Annotated in this window: 22 protein-coding genes; 11 read left to right on the top strand and 11 right to left on the bottom strand. The window is 63.0% G+C overall.

The genetic code is table 11. The features are described 5' to 3' along the window. A complete protein-coding gene (locus tag Harman_RS00920) occupies positions 1 to 522 on the top strand; it encodes a hypothetical protein (protein ID WP_137681953.1) in 522 nt (173 codons plus the stop codon). 16 nt (positions 523 to 538) lie between these two features. Here the strand turns inward: Harman_RS00920 and Harman_RS00915 are convergent, their stop codons facing one another. Further along, on the bottom strand, positions 539 to 1,354 hold the full coding sequence (locus tag Harman_RS00915; RefSeq protein WP_137681952.1) for a cytochrome c oxidase subunit 3: 816 nt from the start codon (positions 1,352 to 1,354) through the stop codon (positions 539 to 541). A 111-nt stretch (positions 1,355 to 1,465) separates the two neighbouring features. Between Harman_RS00915 and bioB the strand changes: the two genes are divergently transcribed. The 4 genes from bioB to bioD are packed head-to-tail and all read left to right on the top strand — an operon-like array spanning position 1,466 to position 5,701. Beyond that, entirely contained in the window at positions 1,466 to 2,581 is a 1,116-nt protein-coding gene (gene bioB / locus Harman_RS00910; RefSeq protein ID WP_137681951.1) for a biotin synthase BioB, read from the top strand. Positions 2,582 to 2,583: 2 nt separating this feature from the next. Further along, complete coding sequence (locus Harman_RS00905) at positions 2,584 to 3,741, top strand: transcriptional regulator (RefSeq protein WP_137681950.1); 1,158 nt, start codon at positions 2,584 to 2,586, stop codon at positions 3,739 to 3,741. A gap of 20 nt (positions 3,742 to 3,761) precedes the next feature. Continuing rightward, complete coding sequence (locus Harman_RS00900) at positions 3,762 to 4,970, top strand: aminotransferase class I/II-fold pyridoxal phosphate-dependent enzyme (RefSeq protein WP_137681949.1); 1,209 nt, start codon at positions 3,762 to 3,764, stop codon at positions 4,968 to 4,970. Then, positions 4,967 to 5,701 (top strand): dethiobiotin synthase, encoded by a 735-nt coding sequence (bioD, locus tag Harman_RS00895; RefSeq protein WP_137681948.1) that lies wholly within the window; start codon positions 4,967 to 4,969, stop codon positions 5,699 to 5,701. Before Harman_RS00900 ends, bioD begins: the two co-directional genes overlap by 4 nt. Before the next feature lie 198 nt (positions 5,702 to 5,899). Here bioD and Harman_RS00890 read toward each other — a convergent pair whose 3' ends face one another. After that, a complete protein-coding gene (locus tag Harman_RS00890; protein WP_137681947.1) occupies positions 5,900 to 6,976 on the bottom strand; it encodes a phosphotransacetylase family protein in 1,077 nt (358 codons plus the stop codon). After that, positions 6,973 to 9,078 (bottom strand): acetate--CoA ligase alpha subunit, encoded by a 2,106-nt coding sequence (acs, locus tag Harman_RS00885; RefSeq protein WP_137681946.1) that lies wholly within the window; start codon positions 9,076 to 9,078, stop codon positions 6,973 to 6,975. The genes Harman_RS00890 and acs overlap by 4 nt, the downstream gene beginning before the upstream one ends. A 133-nt stretch (positions 9,079 to 9,211) precedes the next feature. Here acs and Harman_RS00880 point away from each other — a divergent pair, with 133 nt between their 5' ends. Then, positions 9,212 to 9,595, top strand: a complete 384-nt coding sequence (locus Harman_RS00880) for a hypothetical protein (protein WP_137681945.1) — start codon at positions 9,212 to 9,214, stop codon at positions 9,593 to 9,595. Positions 9,596 to 9,788: 193 nt separating this feature from the next. Continuing rightward, positions 9,789 to 10,322, top strand: coding sequence for a DNA starvation/stationary phase protection protein DpsA (gene dpsA, locus Harman_RS00875; RefSeq protein ID WP_137681944.1), 534 nt, complete (start codon positions 9,789 to 9,791; stop codon positions 10,320 to 10,322). Positions 10,323 to 10,479: 157 nt separating this feature from the next. On the opposite strand, the gene Harman_RS21330 is transcribed toward dpsA, so the two are convergent. Next, the gene (locus Harman_RS21330; RefSeq protein WP_200830804.1) at positions 10,480 to 10,629 is read right to left on the bottom strand and encodes a hypothetical protein; all 150 of its coding nucleotides are present in this window, start codon (positions 10,627 to 10,629) and stop codon (positions 10,480 to 10,482) included. Between the two features lie 156 nt (positions 10,630 to 10,785). On the opposite strand from Harman_RS21330, the gene Harman_RS00870 reads away from it, so the two are divergent. Both Harman_RS00870 and Harman_RS00865 read left to right on the top strand, forming a co-directional pair. After that, complete coding sequence (locus Harman_RS00870) at positions 10,786 to 11,370, top strand: DUF7547 family protein (protein ID WP_137681943.1); 585 nt, start codon at positions 10,786 to 10,788, stop codon at positions 11,368 to 11,370. A 78-nt stretch (positions 11,371 to 11,448) separates the two neighbouring features. Beyond that, a complete protein-coding gene (locus Harman_RS00865) occupies positions 11,449 to 11,928 on the top strand; it encodes an HTH domain-containing protein (RefSeq protein WP_137681942.1) in 480 nt (159 codons plus the stop codon). Between the two features lie 84 nt (positions 11,929 to 12,012). Here the strand turns inward: Harman_RS00865 and Harman_RS00860 are convergent, their stop codons facing one another. The 4 genes from Harman_RS00860 to Harman_RS00845 form a co-directional block, all read right to left on the bottom strand. Next, entirely contained in the window at positions 12,013 to 12,393 is a 381-nt protein-coding gene (locus tag Harman_RS00860; RefSeq protein ID WP_137681941.1) for a Zn-ribbon domain-containing OB-fold protein, read from the bottom strand. Further along, entirely contained in the window at positions 12,390 to 13,541 is a 1,152-nt protein-coding gene (locus tag Harman_RS00855) for a thiolase family protein (protein WP_137681940.1), read from the bottom strand. The genes Harman_RS00860 and Harman_RS00855 overlap by 4 nt, the downstream gene beginning before the upstream one ends. Before the next feature lie 64 nt (positions 13,542 to 13,605). Further along, positions 13,606 to 14,433, bottom strand: a complete 828-nt coding sequence (locus Harman_RS00850) for a DUF7551 domain-containing protein (protein WP_137681939.1) — start codon at positions 14,431 to 14,433, stop codon at positions 13,606 to 13,608. A 200-nt stretch (positions 14,434 to 14,633) separates the two neighbouring features. Next, positions 14,634 to 15,794, bottom strand: a complete 1,161-nt coding sequence (locus Harman_RS00845; RefSeq protein WP_137681938.1) for an ABC transporter substrate-binding protein — start codon at positions 15,792 to 15,794, stop codon at positions 14,634 to 14,636. Between the two features lie 135 nt (positions 15,795 to 15,929). Here Harman_RS00845 and Harman_RS00840 point away from each other — a divergent pair, with 135 nt between their 5' ends. Beyond that, a complete protein-coding gene (locus tag Harman_RS00840; RefSeq protein WP_137681937.1) occupies positions 15,930 to 16,115 on the top strand; it encodes a DUF7836 family putative zinc-binding protein in 186 nt (61 codons plus the stop codon). On the opposite strand, the gene Harman_RS00835 is transcribed toward Harman_RS00840, so the two are convergent. The 3 genes from Harman_RS00835 to Harman_RS00825 are packed head-to-tail and all read right to left on the bottom strand — an operon-like array spanning position 16,112 to position 18,753. Then, positions 16,112 to 16,423: a hypothetical protein gene (locus Harman_RS00835; protein WP_137681936.1), complete on the bottom strand. Its 312-nt coding sequence runs from the start codon at positions 16,421 to 16,423 to the stop codon at positions 16,112 to 16,114. The two genes, Harman_RS00840 and Harman_RS00835, sit on opposite strands and share 4 nt — an antisense overlap. Position 16,424: 1 nt before the next feature. Further along, positions 16,425 to 18,008, bottom strand: coding sequence for an acyl-CoA carboxylase subunit beta (locus Harman_RS00830; RefSeq protein WP_137681935.1), 1,584 nt, complete (start codon positions 18,006 to 18,008; stop codon positions 16,425 to 16,427). Position 18,009: 1 nt separating this feature from the next. Next, positions 18,010 to 18,753 (bottom strand): beta-ketoacyl-ACP reductase, encoded by a 744-nt coding sequence (locus Harman_RS00825; RefSeq protein ID WP_137681934.1) that lies wholly within the window; start codon positions 18,751 to 18,753, stop codon positions 18,010 to 18,012. 219 nt (positions 18,754 to 18,972) lie between these two features. Here Harman_RS00825 and Harman_RS00820 point away from each other — a divergent pair, with 219 nt between their 5' ends. After that, entirely contained in the window at positions 18,973 to 20,136 is a 1,164-nt protein-coding gene (locus tag Harman_RS00820) for an alpha-1 4-glucan-protein synthase (RefSeq protein WP_137681933.1), read from the top strand. Positions 20,137 to 20,150 lie beyond the last annotated feature (14 nt).

Genomic DNA, 20,150 nt, shown 5'->3' with positions numbered 1-20,150 from the left:
ATGAGCGCCGGCACAGACTCGTTCATTTTCCAGTACCTCGCGCCCTTCATCGGTGTCCTCCTCATCGCGGTTGGCATCGCTGGAGCCGTGCCCGGTGGGTACGCGATCATCGAACCGGACTTAGAGAACTGCGGGAACCCGACCATCGGCGTCGAATCGCCCGATGAGACAGCCGAACGGTTCAGCAGTGATGAGGGGCCGCGGCTCCCGCAGTTGACCTTCGAGGATCTGTCGGCAGCCGAGCAGGACGCGTTCCAAGCGGCGATAGACGACCCAGTCGGCGAGGAGCAGGTCGTCGGCGACGTGCCCAACGCCGACGCCTTCCGACGCGGGGCTATCGTTACCTACGAAGGAGAGGAATACTATGTGACCATCGTCGCCGAAAACACCTGCTTCGCGGCCGCGCCGCTGCAGTTCCCCCTCGGCGTGTTCGCCATCGCGCTCGGGTTCCTCTGTGTCCTGGCCCCGCCGCTGTACCGGCGGCTGATACGGTTAGAGCAGCGGGCGGGACGGACCGAGTGAGCGGTCACGTCGATTCTCAGATGGCCGCCCCGACGTACAACACGACGACGAGAAACACCCAGACCAGGTCGACGAAGTGCCAGTACAGCGACGTGGTCCGGATAGCGGTGTCACGGTCGGGCGCGTAATGGCCCCGGAGCGCCCGACCGAAGGCGATAGCGAGCAGGAGGACGCCGAGTGCGACGTGGAGGCCGTGGAGGCCGGTCAGGCCGTAGAACGCGCTCCCGAACGCACCGGAGCCGATACCGAAGCCGTCCACCACAACGAACTCGTAGTACTCGTACACCTGCCCGGCGAGGAAGACGACGCCGAGTGGGAGCGTCACGCCGAGCAGGCCGAGGAACCGCCGCCGGTTCCCGTCTTCCAGCGCCTCGTGGCCATAGTGGAGCGTCACGCTGCTTGCCAGCAGCAGTGCGGTGTTGATGACGACGAGCGAGCCAAGCAGCGGCGGGAGATGGTCGGGTGGCCACGCGCCTGTCCGGATGAACGCGTAGTAGACGAACCCCGCCGAGAACGTCGCCACGTCGGAAACGAGAAACAGGACCATCGTCGTGGCGTACAGGTCGGAATCGCCGTGTCCGCGGTCCCGTACGTAATCGGCGATGAACGCCTCGTTGGCCCACCCGGCGAGTCCGACCAGCAAGCCGATTGCTCCAGCGCCGGCGAGGGCTATCGGGACCACGGATGGGACCAAGTCGAGTCCGACAAACACCAATCCGACGCCCAGATACAGGGTGGCAGCGCCGATAGCAGCGATCAGCGGCCAGCGGCTCCGGTGTTCGTGGCCGTCGTCGGCAGCGTGTTCAGTAGCCGTCTCCGTCGAGCCAGCCATGTAAACGCCTAGCAGCGGGTGCGGTAAAACGATACCCCCGGTTGATGCGACAGACAGTCGACGAGCGAGTCCACCCGAATCTTTATGCAACCGTCAACCGACAGCCAGAGTGTGGTTTACGAGACGGGCAACCGAACGGTAGACGACGCTGTCGCGCGCGTGCTGGACGGTGAACGCCTCGACCGCCGGGACGGACTGGCGCTGATTGCACAGCCGGTCGATGCCCTCGCGGCCGGGGCCGACTACGTCCGCACGCAACTGGGTGATGACACCGTCGACGCGTGTTCGATCGTAAACGCCAAAGCCGGGAACTGCGCGGAGGACTGTGGGTTTTGCGCCCAGTCGGTCCACTTCGACACCGGCATCGATAACTACGGCTTTCTCGGCCCGGGGAAGATACTGGAGGCCGCACAGCGCGCCGAGCGCGACGGCGCACAGCGGTTCGGTATCGTCGTCGCCGAGAAGGGCGTCTCGAAGGAGCACCGCCCCGAGGAATGGGAGGAAGTGCTCGAAGCCATCCGTCTGGTCCGTGACGAAACAGACGTGGAGGTCGACGCCAGCCTCGGCATCCTCACGGAGGAGGAAGCGTCAGTTCTGGCCGACGAAGGACTCAACCACTACAATCACAACATCGAGACCTCCCCCCGGTACTTCCCGGAGATCGTCCAGTCCCACACGTTCGAGAAGCGGGTGGAGACGCTCCGGGTCGCCAAAGACGCGGGGATGGACCTCTGTGCCGGCGTTATTCTGGGCATGGGCGAGTCCCCGACCGACAGGGTCGACGCGGCGATGGCCCTGCAGGACATCGGTATCTCCTCGCTCCCGGTCAACATCCTGAACCCGGTCGCCGGGACACCGCTGGCCGAACAGGGGTTACCGGACATCACGACCGAGGAGGTTGTCAAGACCATCGCGGTGTACCGCCTGCTCCATCCCGAGTCCCGCGTGCGCCTGACAGGCGGGCGCGAGGTCAACCTCGACACGGACGGGCAGGTCGCCGCGCTGGAGGCCGGCGCGGACGGCATCCTCACGGGCGATTACCTCACCACGGAGGGCCAGTCGGCAGCCGACGACCTCGAAATCATGCAGGAGGCAGGCCTCCGACCGAACACTGAGGCCAACGAGTTCGATCCCGAGGCGGTCAAAGAACGCGCGGCCGACGAGGCGGACCCAGAGACGGCGGCAGGGACAGCACAGACCAACTCAGAACTCAAATCCGACGACTGACAATGGACGACATACGCTTTGCAGTGCTTGGTACCGGTGGTATCGGACGGCGGACACTGGAAGTCTCACAGCACAAGGACGGCCTCACCGCGGTCGCGGCCTGTGACCGCAACGGCGTAGCCATTGACCATGATGGTCTTGACGTGGACGAACTGCTGGAGACGACGGAGGGTAACATCGCAAGCGGGCCGCAAAGCAGCCCGGACCAGTTGAGCGGTGGCGAACCGCGAGACAGCGGTCTCGATGGGGCGTCTGACTCCACGCCAGCGACGCCCACAGACGACTTTGCCTCAGACGGCGGTGCGGCTGCGGTCGAAGGCGGAGGGGGCGGCGTCAAACAACACGGCGAACAGGCCGGCATCGTCGCCAGCGAGCAGGGCGATCCGACGGAGACACCCATCGATGACATCATCGCCGAGAGCGACGCCATCGACGCCGTCCTGCTGGCGCTGCCGAACCTCGAACACGACTTCATCCCGCGCGTGGCCGAGCGCTTCGCCGAGGCCGACTACGAGGGCGTGATGGTCGACGTGCTCAAACGCTCTCGCGTCATCGGCATGCTCGACAACCGGGAGGAGAAACTGAAAGAGTCCGGCATTACGTTCGTCTGCGGGGCGGGCGCGACGCCGGGTTTCCTCACCGGTGCGGCGGCGCTTGCCGCCCAATCGTTCGTCGAGGTCGAGGAGGTCGAAATCTGGTGGGGTGTCGGCCTCAAATCCGGCTACGAGGACAACCGCGGTACCGTCCGGGAGGACATCGCCCATCTCGACGGCTACGACATCGAGACGGCCCGGGAGATGAGTGAAGACGAAATCGAGGCGCTCATCGACGAACATGACGGTGTTCTTGAGTTCCACGACATGGAACACGCCGACGACGTGCTGCTGGAGCGAGCCGGCATCTGCGACGCCGAGGATGTCCACGTCGGCGGCGTCCTCGACGTTCGCTCGGACGAGAAGCCGACCACGACGACGGTCAGCGTCACGGGCACCACCTTCGACGGGGAGACCGGGACGAACACCTTCGAACTGGACGACGCGACGAGCATGGAGGCGAACGTCAACGGGCCGGCGCTTGGCTACCTGAAAGCCGGCGTCCGGAACAACCGAGCCGGCCACTATGGCGTGTTCGGCCCCGCCGACCTCATGCCGGGCTTCTGAGCCAGCCTGATTCTGTTTTCATGACTCATGGTTTCGATTTGAATGACCGACTACAACAGCGCGACGCACAGGACCTCCGCCGACATCTGGAGGTCGCCGAGTCCGTCTCGGCACGAACCCGATTTGCCGACGACCCGAAAGGCGGAGCGCCGGTGTTCAGTGACGAGATGGCCGTCTTCGCTTCGAACAACTACCTCGGGCTGGCCGACGACGGACGTGTCCAGCGGGCGGCGGAGCTGGGCGCACGCACCATCGGCACCGGCGCGGGGGCCTCGCGGCTTGTCACCGGCGACACGCGTGTCCACCGGGCTCTAGAGCGTGACCTCGCAGCCTGCAAGGGGACCGAACGTGCCCTGGTGTTCTCGTCGGGCTACGCAGCGAACATCGGGACCATCGACGCGCTGGGCCCGGATGTCGTCTTTTCGGACGAACTGAACCACGCCTCGATTATCGACGGCTGTCGCGTCGGGGCGAGCGAGACAGTGGTGTACGACCACTGCGACCCCGAAGACCTGCGCGCGAAGATGGCGGCGCGTGCGGACGAAGCGGCCGCCGGCGAGGACGAACAGTGGCTCGTCGTTACAGACTCTGTGTTCTCGATGGATGGCGATGTCGCGCCGCTTGCGGCCATCTGTGACGTTGTCGAGGAGTACGGCGCGTGGCTGATGGTCGACGAAGCACACGCGACGGGGCTGTTCGGCGACACTGGGGGCGGGATCGTCCAGCGTGAGGGACTGAGCGACCGCGTCGACGTGCAGTTGGGAACCCTCTCGAAGGCATTAGCGAGCCAGGGCGGGTACATCGCCGGCGACGAGGTACTCATCGAGTACCTGCTGAACGCCGCGCGGTCGTTCGTCTTCTCGACGGGGCTGTCGCCGCCAAACGCCGCGGCGGCCCGCGAAGCGTTGCGAATTGCCCGCGAGACTGACCGAGCCACCGACCTCTGGGACACCATCGAAACGCTCCGGGACGGCTTAGAGACGATGGGCTACGAGGTGCTTGGCGAGACACAGATTCTCCCCGTCGTTGTCGGCGACCGCGGGGACGCACTGGAACTGGCCGACCGACTGCGCGACCACGGCGTCGTCGCCCCGGCTATCAGGCCGCCGACGGTGCCGGAGGGAACGTCCCGCATTCGGGTCGCACCGATGGCGACTCATACCGCCGACGACATCGCGCAGTGTCTCGATGCTTTTCGGACCGCCGGCGCGGAGGTGGGGGTGTTATGAGCGAGGGACCGGACACCGAAGCGGCACTCGACGGAGCCGGCCACATCAGCGAGGACGGCGTGTTCGTCGTCGGTACCGATACCGGCGTCGGCAAAACAGTCGTAACAGCCGGGCTGACGGGCTGGCTGCGGGAGCGTGGCACCGAGGCGGTCGCTGTCAAGCCCTGCCAGACCGGGTATCCGCCCGATGACGACGCGGCGTTCGTCGAGTCCGTCTGTGGGACGGCTGATGCCGCGGTCTGTCTGCAGCGGCTGTCACCGCCGCTGGCCCCGGAAGTGGCCGCAAGGGAATCTGAGGACGATGCGACGCTCTCCTACGAGATGATTCTGGACGGTGTCATCGAGGCCGTCGAGACGAATGAAACGGCTGTCGTCGAAGGGATCGGGGGCCTGCGCGTCCCACTGGCAGACGGCCGAGAGGTCATCGACCTCGTCGCGGATGTGGGGCTGCCGGCGCTGGTCGTCGCTCGCTCGGGCCTTGGCACGCTCAATCACACGGGGCTGACGGTGCAGGCGCTCCGCCAGAGAGCGGTCCCAGTCGCCGGTGTCGTTCTCAACGAGTACGAAGGAGCGACGACCGCCGAGCGGACGAACCCGGCAGTCATCGAGAGAATGACCGACACCCCGGTCTGGACCGTCCCGCCGTTGGATACCGAGTCGTCTGCCAGCGTTATCGATGGGATTAGCGGGTCGCTCCCGGCATCTGTTTTAGACCCGGCTACTGAGCAGTAACTGTCGATATGTAGCCAAGCGAAGGGGATGGAACGGGGGCAAACCCCCGTTGTGTGACACTACGGAGCCGGTGAGGCTCCACTGGGTACTTCATCACCAATCACTAAAATAGTAAGGCACGTTTCATTTGGAGATTTCGCCGTAATACGGGTCCGTGTTCCGTTAGGAACGGACTACTGCCCAGCCGAAACAGTGGTGCTACAGCTCTATCGACAGGAGCGATTCCACGTCGACGCCGTCATCGAGTAGCGACCGCATACGGTCGACTGTGGCCTCGTTGCGCGTCTGCCCGGTTCGGAGTACCTCCTCGACTCTGTCTATCGTGGTTCGGGTGTCCGACTGCACTGACAGCACTGGGATGTTTTTCTCGGCTGCCTGTCCGATGACTGCGCTGGCAGGCTGGAACCCGCCGGTGAGGAGCAACGCCTTGACGCCGGAGGCTTCGAGGGCGGCGGTCTGGACCTCCGAGCGGTCGCCCCCGGTGACGACGACGGCATCGCGCGTCCGGCGGAAGCGTTCGAGCGCGCTGCTCCCGCTCATCGCGCCGACACTGAACCGCTCGACGTGTACGTCGGTGTTGGCGTCGCCGGTGAGAATATCTGCGCCGAGACTCCGTGCGAGGTCAGCGACGGTGACACCGGCGAGCGAGCGGTCACGCGGCAGGATTCCGTGGACCGGAACCCCCTCGCTTTCGAGGAACGGGACCACGTCGTCGGCGAGTTCGTCCACTGTGGCGTCAGTGACGCCGTTGAACAGGACGCCGTCAAGACGGTCGCCGATGGCCCGGGCCGCGGACAGAATCTCGTCCGTGTCACTGGCGGTATCGTAGCCGGTGACTAACAGCACGCGAGCGTCGAGCAGTTCCGCGATGTCGATGTCCGTGAGGTCGACGATGCTGCCGGTCGTCAGGTCGCTGCTCCCCTCGACGAGGAGCAGGTCGGTCCCGTCCGAACACGTCTCGATGCTTTCCTGCAGTCGCTCGCGGAGGTCGTCGGGGTCCTCACGCCCGCGGATGGCTTCCTGGATGAACGTCGGGGAGTAGACGATGGGCTCCATCTCGTGGAGTTCGGTGTCCAGGTCAAGCATCTCCCGGGCGAGCATCGGGTCCTCGTCCCGCGTTTTGCCGACTGCACTCCGGAGTCGCGTTCCTTTGGGTTTCATGTAGCCGGCGTTGTAGCCCGCGTCCTTGGCCCGTGTTGCGAGCGCGAGCGTGATCGCTGTCTTGCCGATGCCTTCCTCCAGTGACGTGACGAGTAGCGTGTTCGTATCGGTCATAGTTGCTCCTGGTCGAGGGTGAGTCGCAGGTCGACCGCCTGCACCCCGTCGGGCGTCGCGACGAGGGGGTTGATGTCCAGTTCGACGATAGCCGGGAAGTCAGTGACGAGTTGCGAGAGGCGCTGGATGGTTTCGACGAGCGTGTCTTCATCGACGGGGTCGCGTCCCCTGGCACCGCGCAACAGCGGCGCGGAGTCGATATCGTCGAGCATCCCCTCGGCCTCGTTCTCGCTGACGGGGGCGACACTGACAGTGTTGTCTTCGAGCACCTCGACGAAAATACCACCAAGCCCGAACAGCAACAGCGGCCCGAACTGTGGGTCACGATTCATCCCGAGAATCGTCTCGACGCCGTTGTCGAGGTCCACCATCTCCTGGACCTGGACGCCGAGTATCGTCGCGTCCGACTGATAATTGCGCGCTCTAACAACGAGGTCCTCGTAGGTGTCGCGCACGTCTTCGACGGGAACGTCGACCTCGACACCGCCGATGTCGGACTTGTGCAGGATGTCCGGGCTGACGATTTTCATCACCACGTTGTCGCCGATTTCCTCGGCGATGGACTCCGCTTCGACGGGCGAGGAAACCACCTCGCCCTGTGGTGTCGGAATCCCGTACGCGTCGAGCAGTTCCATCGCTTCCACACCGAGCCGGTTCGACCCGCGTCGGGCCGCGGATTCGATCACTTCGCGTGCGCGCTCGCGGTCCACGTCGAACGTCGTCGGTTCCTCGTACTCGGTCGCCTTGATCTCCCTGTAGCGTCTGAGGGCGTCCAGACTGCCGACGGCGCGGGCCGGGTCGAAGTAGTTCGGCACGCCCGCCTCGCTGAGGACGTTTGCACCCGCGTCGACGGACTTCCCGCCCATTAGCGTCGCCGCGACGGGCTTCCCGAACTGTTCCTGCAGTTCGACGACCCGCTCGGAAAGTTCCTCGAAGGAGAGGACCGCCGTCGGACAAGCAACGACGACAGCCATCGAGACGTTGTCGTCCGCGAGTACTGTTTCAAGCGCCGTCTCGAAGCGGTCCGCCGGAGCATCACCGATGATGTCGACCGGGTTGTAGATGTTTGCTTCCTCGGGCATCTCTTCGCGGAGCTGTGCAAACGTCTCGTCGCCGAACTGCGCGAGCTTCAGGTCCGAGTCGCCGACAGCGTCGGTTGTCATCACACCGGGACCACCGGCGTTTGTGACGATTGCGATTTCGTCACCCTCCGGGAGCGGCTGGCCGGCGAGAATCTGGGCGTAGTCGAACAGTTCCTGCACGGATTCGACCCGGAGCGTTCCGGCCTTGTCGAGGCCCGCCTCGTAGGCCCGTTCCGAGCCGGCCATCGCACCGGTGTGGGAGGCCGCCGCGCTCGCACCCGCGTCCGTGCGCCCGGACTTGACGAGGACAATCGGCGTGTCCTGCGTGACTTCCCGGGCCGTCTGCACGAACGATGAGCCGTCGTCGATATCCTCCAGATAGCCAAGAATTACGTCGGTGTCGGGGTCCTCGCCCCACTCGGCGACGAAATCGCTCTCGTCCAGGACGGCCTTGTTCCCGAGCGAGACGATGTCTTTGAAGCCGACATCGCGCTCGGCGGCCCAGTCCAGGACGGCGGTGATGAACGCGCCCGACTGGCTCATAAAGGAGATGTCGCCGTCGCTTGCCATCTCGTTGCCGAAGGTGGCATTGAGCCCGACGGGGGTCGACATCACGCCGAGGCTGTTCGGCCCGACCAGATTCAGGTCGTACTCGCGGGCCACCTCGCGGAGCCGCCGTTCACGCTCGGCCCCATCGCTGCCGGTCTCACCGAAGCCAGCGGTGATGACCACGACGTTCTCGATACCCGCTTGCCCGGCGTTCTCGATAACGTCGACCGCGACCGTCGGCGGCACGACGACGACGGCCACGTCGACCGATTCAGGGTCGTCTATATCGGCGAGATTATCATAACACGGTAATCCAAGCACTGTCTCTTTGTTCGGGTTCACGGCCACGACATCCCCTGTGAACGAATCCAGCAGGTTCGTGGTGACCGCGTGACCGACGGACCCCTCCGAATCGGTCGCCCCGACCACTGCGACACGTTCCGGCGCAAACAACGTCGATAGTCGTCCCATGCCTCTATCCGACGGTTACAGCGGGACGGGAATATAGGTGTGGGGAACTCCCAGCGAGCGGGAATCTAGACGATTCATTACCGCGATTTCGGTGTGCAGACGTTTTTGTTCGTCACCGCCATAGCGTGTGCCAATGGCTGAAACAGACCTCTTGTCGCCGTTCGATGACGAAGTGATACGCGGTGTCGCCGGAACGAACAACGTCGACGAGGAGAAGCTGCGGTCCGCGCTCGCCGACCACCAGCGAACGATGCGCGAGAATCCGGGGGTCGAGAACCTCGTCTACGAGTGGCGGAAGCGCTTCGACGAAGCCGTACTGCATCGCACGTCCGAGACGTTCTTCATGGCCGTCAGAGAAACCGTCTGGCAGGAGTACGGAACACATCTCGGACTCGATGATTACCTGCTTGCCGCGGTCGTCGCGGTCCACCAGGAACAGGTGCTCCGTGAGGCGGCCGTTGACAGCGACGCTATCGACGAGGACGCCGTCGCTATCGTCGTCTCTCGGCCCGCCTAATCGCGACCAGCCTTTTATATCAGGCGTCCAGCGGACGGCCAGCAGTGGAACTAGCGCGATTGCCATCATCCACGGGTGATATTTCCGCTCAGAGAATTGGACCTCTCTCCGAGAAATATTATTTTCGGGTTCCCAAAAACATATTTTCACAAAACAATCTTTAAGTGTCCCCCGTGTGTATAATTGAATGACCATGGAAACCCAAGAGCACGTCCGACGTGAGTTCGGGACCGTCGAAGAGAACGAACTCCGCCTCGACAAGGAGAAGTCCGAGCAGGTCATCAGCGCGCTGAACCAGGACCTCGCCGACACGTACACACTGTACCATCAGCTGCGCAAGCACCACTGGAACGTCGAGGGGGCGGAGTTCCGAGACCTCCATCTGTTCCTTGGCGACGCCGCAGAGAACGCTGAAGCCGCAGCCGACGAAATCGCCGAGCGCGCCCAGGCCCTCGGCGGCACGCCGATTGCCGGCGGCAAGGCACAGGAAGAGCACGCGTCGGTCGAACCGGAAGGCCAGGACGTGTACGACATCCGCACGTCGCTGCAGAACGACCTCGAAATGTACGGCGACGTGATCGAATCGCTCCGTGACCACATCGACCTCGCGGAGAACCTCGGCGACCACGCGACGGCGCAAATCCTCCGAGAAATCATCGTCCAGACCGAGGAAGACGCTCACCACATCGAGCACTACCTCGAAGACGACACGCTGGTCATGGACTAACGTCGGCACAAAATTTCTATCTTCGTTTTTCCCCGGTAGTGCCGCTATCCGATTCACAGCACACAGCGGCGCGTCCACGCAGTCATTTCGACGACGGAGTCTGGAGAACGTCAAAACAGAGAGAAAGGGACCTGACTAGGGCGGGAGGCGATACGGACTACCGTTGGAGGGAAACGGTTACGTCAGTCGAGATCCAGCCGTCTCGGTTTCCGTCTTCGGTAAACACGGTTCTGTCAGCGCCGCTGTCCAGTGCTGATACGTCCGGGCGGTCCTCGGAGGCCTCGACATCGTCCGTCTGGGATGGCATTACCTGAGTTAGGTACCCCTAAAGTCAAAAGGGTTTTGGTTGGCCTAATCACCTGAGGATTCCAGTGCCGACACCAGCGCCAAATGATACCTCGATTTGGATAGAGGTGGTACCGAACGGCGCGGTCTTTAGTACCCGAAGCGACAAGAGAAAGGTATGAGTTCGGATGACGACCTCACCGCCCTGATTACGGACCTCGTTACGACGCTACAGGACCTCGAAACAGAGGTCGAACCCACGACGGACAGCGGCCTGCCGCGGCCGCCGACGCCGGGCGAACTCCTCCGGTTTACCAGCGACGTGACCATTCCCGCGATCATTCTCGTCTTGCGGACCAACATCGAGGCGCTGAAGCTGCTCCGACGCGCCCTCCGGATGGCCGAGGGTCGACCGACTTCGACCGGCTCCGCCTCCGGGGAGATGCGCCAGCGTGCGAGCGATCTGAGCCGGGCCACGCTTTCCCGTCTCGACGGCGCGCTGACGGACCTGCAACACGCCGTCGAAGGGACGCCGGAAGACGAGGAGGCCCGCGAACTCATTCAGGAAGCCCAACAACTACGGACACAGATACAGGAGCGCCTGGCCGACGAGCCAGGCGAAACGGGCGACGACGAGTCCGATCAGGCCACGGACGTACCGGTCGATGTAGACGCTGAGCTACGGTCGATAAAGGACGATATCGACGGTCGTGATGAAGGAGATACTGGGTCTCAAAACGGGGATGGAAACGACACGGAGTGATGAGGGGAGACACTGCCAATAAACATTATCTAATAAACATAATGCTTTATTATTGTGGACTGCTAGTTACAGACACCGATGTCCAGCTCTACTGCTCCGGACGGTCGGCGGGCAACGTTGTTCGTCCGGTCTGACCTGCCCATGCCGTCCCAGAAACGCTGTACCGAAATCGAACGTGAGCTACAGGAGCTGGTGTGTCGTACCGTTCTCGACGCCGTTGAGACGGTCGAATGGAACAAGCGCGTTCCACTTCAGGGGTCCGGCAACGGTACGGAACGAGACCTGTACAACGAGTTCTCGGAGTGGGCCCGCGAAGCCGGGGTCTGTCTCGCACCGTTTTTCGACACCCGGCTCTGTTACAGCACCACGACGGGCGAGCGACGCCAAGAACTCGTCATGCCGGCTGTCTGTCTCGCGATCTACGAGGGCGACGACCTCGTACAGGTCGCGCCCTTCGCCGACGCGGGCCGCGCGGAGTCCGTCGAGGAGTGCATCGCGGAACTCGCCGAGAAGGAAACAGTTTCGGAGAGCTATTCGACAACTGTTTCGACTGTGTAGCTCCCCTGCAGCCGTTCACTGACGCTGTAGGACGATTTCGCCGACGATAGAGGGCCGCATTACCCGACAGGTGAGGAGAGCTAATCAGACAGGCTTCCAGCGGTAGCCGTCCCAGTCCTGGCTCTCGGGCACTTTGATCCCCGCTTCGGGGTCGCGGAGTTCCTCGGTGTAGACGGGTTCGACCGTATCACCGGTTTCGACCTCGTCCGTAGTCACCTGTCCGAGCGCACGGACGAACTCGTCGCTTGCGTCGGCGACATCGGTGATATCGAACTCGACGATAGCCAGCGTGTTTGGTTCGCGGACGCCCGGCGGGGTCGCCGTCGAGTGCGTCCAGGTGACGACTTCGCCGGTCCGGTCCGCCAGATCGAGGGTCCCTTCCTGTGGTTCGCCACACTCTGGACAGCGCGGGTGCGTGGGGTACGAGACGTGACCGTTCGGACAGATGCCTGCAACCAGGGTCATTCTGCGGCCTCCATGATGGTGGTGATGACACAGTTGCCAAAGCCGCCGACGTTACACGCCAGGGCCGTGTCGGCCTCGACCTGGCGCGGGCCGGCTTCGCCGACGAGCTGTTCGTAAATCTCGACGCCTTGGGCCACCCCGCTCGCGCCGAGCGGATGCCCCTTCGATTTGAGTCCACCCGAGGTGTTGATCGGCAGGTCGCCGTCCTTGGCGGTGGCTCCGTCCATCGCCATCTCCCAGGCCGTCCCTTGCTCGGCGACGCCGATGCCCTCTAGCTGGAGGAACTCCAGAATCGTGAACATGTCGTGCAGTTCAGCCACATCGAGGTCATCGGGACCGAGGCCGGCCATCTCGTAGGCCTGCTCGCTCGACTCGACGACGCCGCCCATGATTGTCGGATCGTCGCGCTCGTGGACGACGTGGGTGTCCGTCGCCCCGCCGACTCCGCTGACGAGTGCGTACTCGTCGGTTATCTCTTTAGCCCGTTCCTCTGTCGTGAACATGAGCGCGGCGCTGCCGTCCGTGATCGGACAGAAGTCATACAGCCGCAGCGGGTCGGCGATGATAGGCGACTCCAGCGCTTTCTCCATCGTGATCTCCTTCTGGAACTGTGCCTTCGGATTGTCGACGCCGTTTTTGTGGTTCTTGACCGCGACGCGAGCCAACGACTCCCGCGGGGCGTCGAACCGCTCCAGATAGTGCCGGGCGGTCATCCCGGCAAAAGACGGGAGCGTCACGCCGTGTTTGTACTCGTCGGGATGGGTGATTGAGGCGATGATGTCGGTCGCCTGCCCCGTCGTCTTGTGGGTCATTTTCTCCCCACCGACCAGCAGCGTCATGTCGCTGGCCCCGCTGGCGACGGACTGCCAGGCCTCGTAAATGCCGGCCCCGCCCGAGGAGGAGGTCTGGTCGACCCGCTCGCTGTAGGCCGGCAACACGCCCAGGTCGTGGGCTAGCGCATTCATTACTCCTGTCTGGCCCTCGAACTCGCCGCTTGCCATGTTCGAGACGTACAGGTGCTCTACGTCATCGGGTGCGACGCCGGCATCCACGAGGCACTCCTCGCCCGCCTGTGAGAGTAACTCACGGATCCAGGCGTCGCGTTGCCCGAACTTCGTCATTGACGCGCCGATTACTGCGACTCCCATACCCGTGTCGTCACAGGGGTACCGTGTATTTATTACGGTCTGACCTATCGGATCGGGTGAATGTTCAGGCGGTCGTCGTGACGACCGACAGCCCCTCCGCAGGTCGGTCACCGGCTAGCGAGACGAGAAGCCGCCAGCCGTCCGCAGTTCGCTCTGCTTCGGCCATCTGTGGCGTGATACTCGTTCGTCGAAGCAGTTCGACGGCAATCGGTAACACCGGACAGCGAAGGTCGGACAGCGTCGGGCGATAGTTCTGTAATGTGATATATTTCGGACAGCGGCCCGGACCACCGGCTGTGGCTTCGATAGTCGCTGAGTCGACTACGCCCGCCGCTTCGAGGTCGGACACGGCGTCCCGTACAGGCTCAGGGCCGCTTTGCTTTCTCGGCAATTGCCCGGCGGCTTCTCGGAGCGTGTCCGCCTGCATCGCCGGATCAAGGTGGTCTGCGATGGCCTCGGCCATGCTTTCGAGCATCGCCAGACAGAGCCGCTCGCGGTTCTCGGTCTCCTCGGCCGCTTTGAGATAACTGTCGATGACCGCCTGCTCGACCGAACGGTGGCGGCCCGACAGCACCTCGAACAGCGCTCCGGCGACCGTGTGACAGTACTCCGGGAGCGACGGCGGCGCAGTCCTGACGGCGTCGGTCCCCCACGGGGCCTCACAGACGATGAGACCGTGGACGGTGACGCGGGGGTCGTATCGACGGAGGGCGCTCCGGTAGGCGGTCGCGACGCTGGCCGCTTCGGCGGCCGTCTCGCGGTCCGGGAACTGCATTCCCGACACCGGGAACGGTGGCGTCCCCGTTCTGGCGCTCACGACGCGATACGGACCGACAGCGACGCTGAGGTCCGAGAGTCTGTCGCGGATGTCTGCGAGTGTTCGTCCTACCATTGTGACGAAGTCGGATTCGGTTCGAAACGTGGTACAGTGTCAATGCCGCGTTCGGTCGGGGACCGACAGGCGTCGACAGCGGCGGGCGTTCTTTGCTCGATACCGGTACAGAACGCCCCGACCGAGGCCGTAGGCATCCCTCCTCCCAGACGCATCAGATGCTCGCTTGCGAGTCGGGGTCCTCGGCTCATGGCTTGGCCTTACAGGTCTCCGGCGACGATGTCGGCGACGCGCTGGCGGTCGAACAGTTCCCGGTCCACGTCGTACACCTGCGTCGCGGCCCGTTCCGTGAGGACCAGGTTCGATATCGGACCCTGATACAGCGAGCCACCGCGGTACACGTTTCCGTTTTGCACCGCTTTCAGTTCGCTTCCGGTCGGGTCCGATTCGAGGGCACTCACAATCGTGTCCTCGAACTCCCCTCGTGTCTTGTCCTCCTGCCCGCGCATGAGCAGGTACTCCGGATCGATGTCGAGCAGTGTCTCGAAGTCAACCTCGCTTCGGTCGGAGTGGAAATCCCTGACATCAGTTTTTGCGAACGCGTCGCGCACGCCCAGGTCCCGCCACTGCTTGAAGCTGGTCCCGTCTTCGATGAGGTACGGCGAGAACGTCGACGGTTCGTCGCTGCCGGCCCACATGATGGCCACTTCCGGCCGCTCGGATTCGGAGTCTGGAACGATGTCCTGTAGCGTCGTCTGGAACTCCTGGTGAAGCGACTGGAACGCGTCGAATCGCTCGGTCCGCTGGAACGCCTGGGACAGCTTCTCGAAAGCCTCGTACAGCGTATAGTAGGTGTAGTCGTGCCACTCGTAGCCGGTCGAGAAGATGCTGTTCCCGAAGAATGGCGCGATCTGCGTCTCGATTTCGTCGATATCCGACTGTTCCCAGGTCCCGCGACTCATCAGGAAGTTCGGGTCCATGACGTGGATATCGGCGTCCATTTCGTAGAACTGCTCCTTGCCGACGCCGCTGTCACCCCACAGCTTTCGGATCGAACTCCCGTCGACGCTGACGCCCGGGATCTCGTCGTAGTACTGGGTGTGGTACCGCGATGGCAGCCAGACGCCCTCCGGCGCGTCGAGCCCGAGCGCGATCCCCATGTCGGCCCAACTCCCGTTGTTCGCGACCCAGACCTCGGGCACCGACTCGAACGTAACGTCGCCGACCGGCTCCATCGAAACGGTGTAGCTGGAATCCGTCGACTCCGGGGCCGTGGTCGACTCCGCGACAGTTGTGCCGGGCTCCGTCGCGTCAGCGGTCCCATCGTCACCGTCGGTGCCGGCTTCTGACTGTCCCGAACAACCGGCGAACGTCCCCGTCAATCCGACACCAGCCGCAACGATGTACTCTCGTCGGTTCATATCGTTTTAGGCTTGCCTAATCCATTTAAACCTTCCCATCTTTAGGCACGCCAAACCCCATCGAACCCGCAAACGGCTCTGCTGAAACTGAAAACTCACACAAGATATATTTGTGTGTGCTAATCACGCACATATATGCAGGAGGCTTGGCTCCAGTTACAGTGTCCGGCATGTTCAGTGACCTGGGAAGAACACGTGTCCGACCTCCGGGCCCCGGACACGCCGTTTGACTGTGACGACTGCGGAACCGAACGGTCGCTGTCGGAGTTTATGCGCACCGCCCGTGACCTCGAAGTACTGCAGGAGTTTACTGACGCCTAGTACGGCGCTCGCGCCGCCGCCTTCCATTCTTCACCCTGTTCGACCTTCGTCGGCAGGTGACGTTTGCCCACGCTCGCCAGGCGTCCGGCGAGCGTCCACTCGTCGACGTACTCGACCGAGTTACGTTGCTGTGCTGCCACAGCGGCCCGCTGGTGGTCAGTCACGTACGCGCTAACAGCGGCAGCGATAGCTGCTGCCTCCGCCTGGGACGCGTCGGCAGGTATCGATAGCGACAGGTCGTCGCTCGCTGTGTCGTCTGCGGTGGGCGCTGCCTCCGCGTTCGGCTGTGATGAGTCGAGCGTCGCCATCTTACAGTGGGATGTTGCCGTGATCTTTCGGCGGGGTGTCCTCGCGCTTGCGCCCCAGGAGATCGAGGTCCTGAATGAGTCGCTTGCGCGTGTCCTTCGGTTCGATGACATCGTCAAGGTAGCCACGTTTCGCCGGCCCGTAGGGGTTGGCGAACTCGTCGCGGAACTCGTCCATCAGTTCCTGCCGTTTGGCGTCCGGGTCGTCGGCGTCCGCGATCTCGTTCCGGTAGAGGATGTTGACCGCGCCCCGGGGACCGAGCACCGCCATCTCCGATCCGGGCCAGGCGTAGTTCACATCGCTGCCCAGGAACTTCGAGGACATGACGATGTACGCCCCACCGTAGGCCTTCCGCACGACGACCGAAAGCAGCGGCACCGTCGCCTCGGCGTAGGCGTAGATTAACTTCGCGCCCCGACGGATGATGCCGTTGTGCTCCTGGTCCGTACCGGGCATGAACCCGGGCACGTCGACGAGCGTGAGGATGGGGATGTTGAACGAATCGCAGAAGCGGACGAACCGAGCGGCCTTTTCGGCTGCGTCGATGTCCAGCGTCCCCGCGCTCACGCGTGGCTGGTTGGCGACGACGCCGACCGACTGGCCGTCCAGCCGCGAGAAGCCGATGACGACGTTGCGTGCCCAGTTGCCGTGGACCTCGAAGAAGGATTCTTCGTCGACGATGGAGTCGATGACCTTCGTCATGTCGTAGGGCTTGCGCGGCGCTGACGGGACGATATCGGTCACTTCGGGAATCTCGCGGTCGGGGTCGTCCCACGGTTTGACCCGCGGCGGGTCCTCCATGTTGTTCGCCGGCAGGTACGACAGGAGACGGCGGATGTTCTCCAGGGCCTCCTCCTCCGAGGGGTACGAGAAATGCGCGACGCCGGATTTCGTCGAGTGTGAGCCCGCCCCGCCGAGTTCTTCCTTGGACACCTGTTCACCAGTCACCGTTTCGATCACGTCCGGTCCGGTGATGAACATGTGGCTGGTGTCCTGGACCATGAAGGTGAAGTCAGTCAGTGCCGGGCTGTAGGTAGCACCGCCGGCACACGGCCCCATGATGGCCGAAATCTGTGGGATAAGTCCGCTGGCTTTGGTGTTGCGCTCGAAAATCTTGGCGAAGCCGACCAGCGAGTCGACACCCTCCTGAATGCGTGCGCCGCCGGAGTCGTTGAGCCCGATGACCGGGACGCCGTTCTCGATGGCCTTGTCCATCACCTTGCAGATCTTGTCGGCCACGACCTCGCCGACCGAACCCCCGAGGACCGTGAAGTCGTGGGCGAACAGGAACACTTTCCGTCCATCGACCTCCCCGTAGCCGGTGACTACTGCATCGCCGGCAAAGCGCTTCTCCTCCATGCCGAAGTTCGTCGACCGGTGCTCGACGAACGGGTCGACTTCGTTGAACGTCCCGTCGTCGACGAGGAAGTCGATGCGCTCCCGGGCTGTCATCTTGCCCTTCTCGTGTTGGGATTCGATACGGGCCTCGCCGCCGCCGAGTTCGGCCTCGGCTCGCTTCTGTCTGAGTTCTTCGACCGCGTCGTCGGGCGTTTCGCTCTCGTCGTCTGGTTCTTCCTGTTGACTCATGTTACCACTCCATGCCGCCGTTGACGCCGAGTACCTGTCCGGTCATGTAGCTCGACTCCTCGCTCGCAACGAATCTAACGATCCCGGCGATGTCCTCGACGCGTGCGAACCGATCCAGCGGAATCTCCCGCAGTATCTTCTCCTGAACGCGTTCGGGCACCTCGTCTAACATATCGGTCTTGACGAACCCCGGGGCGACACAGTTTGCGGTCGAACCCGTATGTGCCAGTTCGAGGGCAAGCGTCCGCGTGAACCCGAACAGGCCGGACTTCGTTGTCGCGTAGTTGGCCTGCCCGATGTTGCCCTGCTGGCCGACAACGCTAGAGATATTTATCAGTCGTCCGTGCTCCGCGTCGCGAATGTCGTCGTAGAACGCCTTCGTTCCGTTGAACACACCGCCGAGGTTAACGTCGATAACTGTGTCCCAGTCTTCGCGGGTCATGTTCTCGAACTTCTTGTCAATCGTGATCCCGGCGTTGTTGACGAGTACGTCCGCGGGACCGAACTCGTCGGCGACCGTCTCACGCATCGCCCGCACATCGTCGAGTTTCGCCACGTCGGCCTGGGCCGCGATGGCGTTGCCACCGTTCTCGCGGATGTCCTCGACAACGGCACGGGCTTCCGCGTCCGAGGACCGGTAGTTCACCACGACGTTGGCCCCGTGTGCGCCCAGGTCTTTGGCGATTCCGCGGCCGATACCGCGCGATGACCCGGTGACGACACAGGTTTGATTATCCAGGTTCATTTGTGTTCGAGGGGAGCCCTGTTACTTCGTACGCTCATCACCTAATCTGGCAAAGCACAGCCAAATAATAGTTCCCCCTATACAACATTAAACGACGACTGCCGAATATAATGACAGCACAATATCAGCATTATTATGACTAGAAAACACTTCTACGAGGGCAGCAAAGGCGAAAAACACCAACTCTTTTAGGATGGCCTAAAGAGATAGGGCCAGTACATGACAGCCGACATCTGCGTGATGGTGCCGACGATCAGAAATCACGAATGTATGCGGTCGTACTTCCAGAACGCCCGGGACCACGGGTTCGATCTGGACCGATTGTTCGTCGTACTCATCACCGAGGACTTCTGTGACACCGACGCGATGGAACAGATGCTCGACGAGGAGGGCGTCGATGGGGCCGTCTACGACGGGACCGGCCGCGAAACGTGGTTTGCCGACCACGGCGCGAGCGAGTACTCACACCTAATTCCCGAGGCGAGCCACGCGCAAACGTCCTTTGGCCTCCTTTACATGTGGGCCAACGACTACGAGTACGGCGTGTTCATCGACGACGATACGCTGCCACACCAAGACGCGGACTTCTTTGGCACCCACATGGAGAACCTGGCCTTCGAGGGCGAGATCGAGACCGTCAGCTCCGACGAGCAGTGGGTCAACGTCCTCTACGAGAACGAGGACGAACACGGGCTGTACCCGCGTGGCTACCCCTACGCCGCGATGGACGAAACAGTCGAGACCGAGCAGACTCATGTCGACGACGTGGTCGCCTCCCAGGGCCTCTGGACGAACGTCCCGGATCTCGACGCCGTTCGCATCCTGATGGACGGCGATCTTCAGGGACAGGCCCAGACGCGCACCACTGCTGAGGATTTCGGCGAGGACTTCGTCGCCGCCGAGGGCCAGTATCTCACCGTCTGCTCGATGAACCTCGCGTTCCGTCGGGAGGTCATCCCGGCGTTCTACCAATTGCCGATGGACGAAAACGAATGGGACGTTGGCCGCTTCGACGACATCTGGTCGGGCGTGTTCCTCAAGCGTGCCTGTGACGTGTTGGGCAAACAGATCTACAACGGCGACCCGCTGTGTGAGCACAACAAAGCGCCCCGCTCGACGTTCTCGGACCTGACAAACGAAGTCCACGGCCTCGAACTCAACGAACACGTCTGGGAAATCGTCGACGATGCCGGTGCGGACGCCGATTCCTACGCCGCCGTGTTCGAGGACATCGCGACGGCCATGGCCGACGGCGATTTCAGCGACTGGGAAAACGGTGCCTTCCTTAACTACTGCGGAGAGTTCATGCTCGACTGGCTCGCGTGTCTCGATGAACTGGAGAACGCCGCGACGGAACAGGTCCCCGCAGCCGCGGACGACTAGAAAGGCCTAAGTTG

This window comes from Haloarcula mannanilytica (assembly GCF_005406125.1).
Taxonomy (GTDB): Archaea; Halobacteriota; Halobacteria; order Halobacteriales; family Haloarculaceae; genus Haloarcula; species Haloarcula mannanilytica.
Note: the sequence above shows the minus strand (reverse complement) of the source record. Positions and strands in the feature narration are given on the sequence as shown.

What these genes read in the sequence shown, in the direction of transcription:
- Harman_RS00845 (WP_137681938.1), bottom strand. Translation starts at nt 15,794, where the DNA reads ATGAACCGACGAGAGTACATCGTTGCGGCTGGTGTCGGATTGACGGGG.
- Harman_RS00840 (WP_137681937.1), top strand. Translation starts at nt 15,930, where the DNA reads ATGCAGGAGGCTTGGCTCCAGTTACAGTGTCCGGCATGTTCAGTGACC.
- dpsA (WP_137681944.1), top strand. Translation starts at nt 9,789, where the DNA reads ATGGAAACCCAAGAGCACGTCCGACGTGAGTTCGGGACCGTCGAAGAG.
- Harman_RS21330 (WP_200830804.1), bottom strand. Translation starts at nt 10,629, where the DNA reads ATGCCATCCCAGACGGACGATGTCGAGGCCTCCGAGGACCGCCCGGAC.
- bioD (WP_137681948.1), top strand. Translation starts at nt 4,967, where the DNA reads ATGAGCGAGGGACCGGACACCGAAGCGGCACTCGACGGAGCCGGCCAC.
- Harman_RS00820 (WP_137681933.1), top strand. Translation starts at nt 18,973, where the DNA reads ATGACAGCCGACATCTGCGTGATGGTGCCGACGATCAGAAATCACGAA.
- Harman_RS00860 (WP_137681941.1), bottom strand. Translation starts at nt 12,393, where the DNA reads ATGACCCTGGTTGCAGGCATCTGTCCGAACGGTCACGTCTCGTACCCC.
- Harman_RS00835 (WP_137681936.1), bottom strand. Translation starts at nt 16,423, where the DNA reads ATGGCGACGCTCGACTCATCACAGCCGAACGCGGAGGCAGCGCCCACC.
- Harman_RS00920 (WP_137681953.1), top strand. Translation starts at nt 1, where the DNA reads ATGAGCGCCGGCACAGACTCGTTCATTTTCCAGTACCTCGCGCCCTTC.
- Harman_RS00905 (WP_137681950.1), top strand. Translation starts at nt 2,584, where the DNA reads ATGGACGACATACGCTTTGCAGTGCTTGGTACCGGTGGTATCGGACGG.
- Harman_RS00865 (WP_137681942.1), top strand. Translation starts at nt 11,449, where the DNA reads ATGTCCAGCTCTACTGCTCCGGACGGTCGGCGGGCAACGTTGTTCGTC.
- Harman_RS00870 (WP_137681943.1), top strand. Translation starts at nt 10,786, where the DNA reads ATGAGTTCGGATGACGACCTCACCGCCCTGATTACGGACCTCGTTACG.
- Harman_RS00830 (WP_137681935.1), bottom strand. Translation starts at nt 18,008, where the DNA reads ATGAGTCAACAGGAAGAACCAGACGACGAGAGCGAAACGCCCGACGAC.
- Harman_RS00855 (WP_137681940.1), bottom strand. Translation starts at nt 13,541, where the DNA reads ATGGGAGTCGCAGTAATCGGCGCGTCAATGACGAAGTTCGGGCAACGC.
- Harman_RS00880 (WP_137681945.1), top strand. Translation starts at nt 9,212, where the DNA reads ATGGCTGAAACAGACCTCTTGTCGCCGTTCGATGACGAAGTGATACGC.
- Harman_RS00850 (WP_137681939.1), bottom strand. Translation starts at nt 14,433, where the DNA reads ATGGTAGGACGAACACTCGCAGACATCCGCGACAGACTCTCGGACCTC.
- Harman_RS00825 (WP_137681934.1), bottom strand. Translation starts at nt 18,753, where the DNA reads ATGAACCTGGATAATCAAACCTGTGTCGTCACCGGGTCATCGCGCGGT.
- Harman_RS00915 (WP_137681952.1), bottom strand. Translation starts at nt 1,354, where the DNA reads ATGGCTGGCTCGACGGAGACGGCTACTGAACACGCTGCCGACGACGGC.
- Harman_RS00890 (WP_137681947.1), bottom strand. Translation starts at nt 6,976, where the DNA reads ATGACCGATACGAACACGCTACTCGTCACGTCACTGGAGGAAGGCATC.
- acs (WP_137681946.1), bottom strand. Translation starts at nt 9,078, where the DNA reads ATGGGACGACTATCGACGTTGTTTGCGCCGGAACGTGTCGCAGTGGTC.
- Harman_RS00900 (WP_137681949.1), top strand. Translation starts at nt 3,762, where the DNA reads ATGACTCATGGTTTCGATTTGAATGACCGACTACAACAGCGCGACGCA.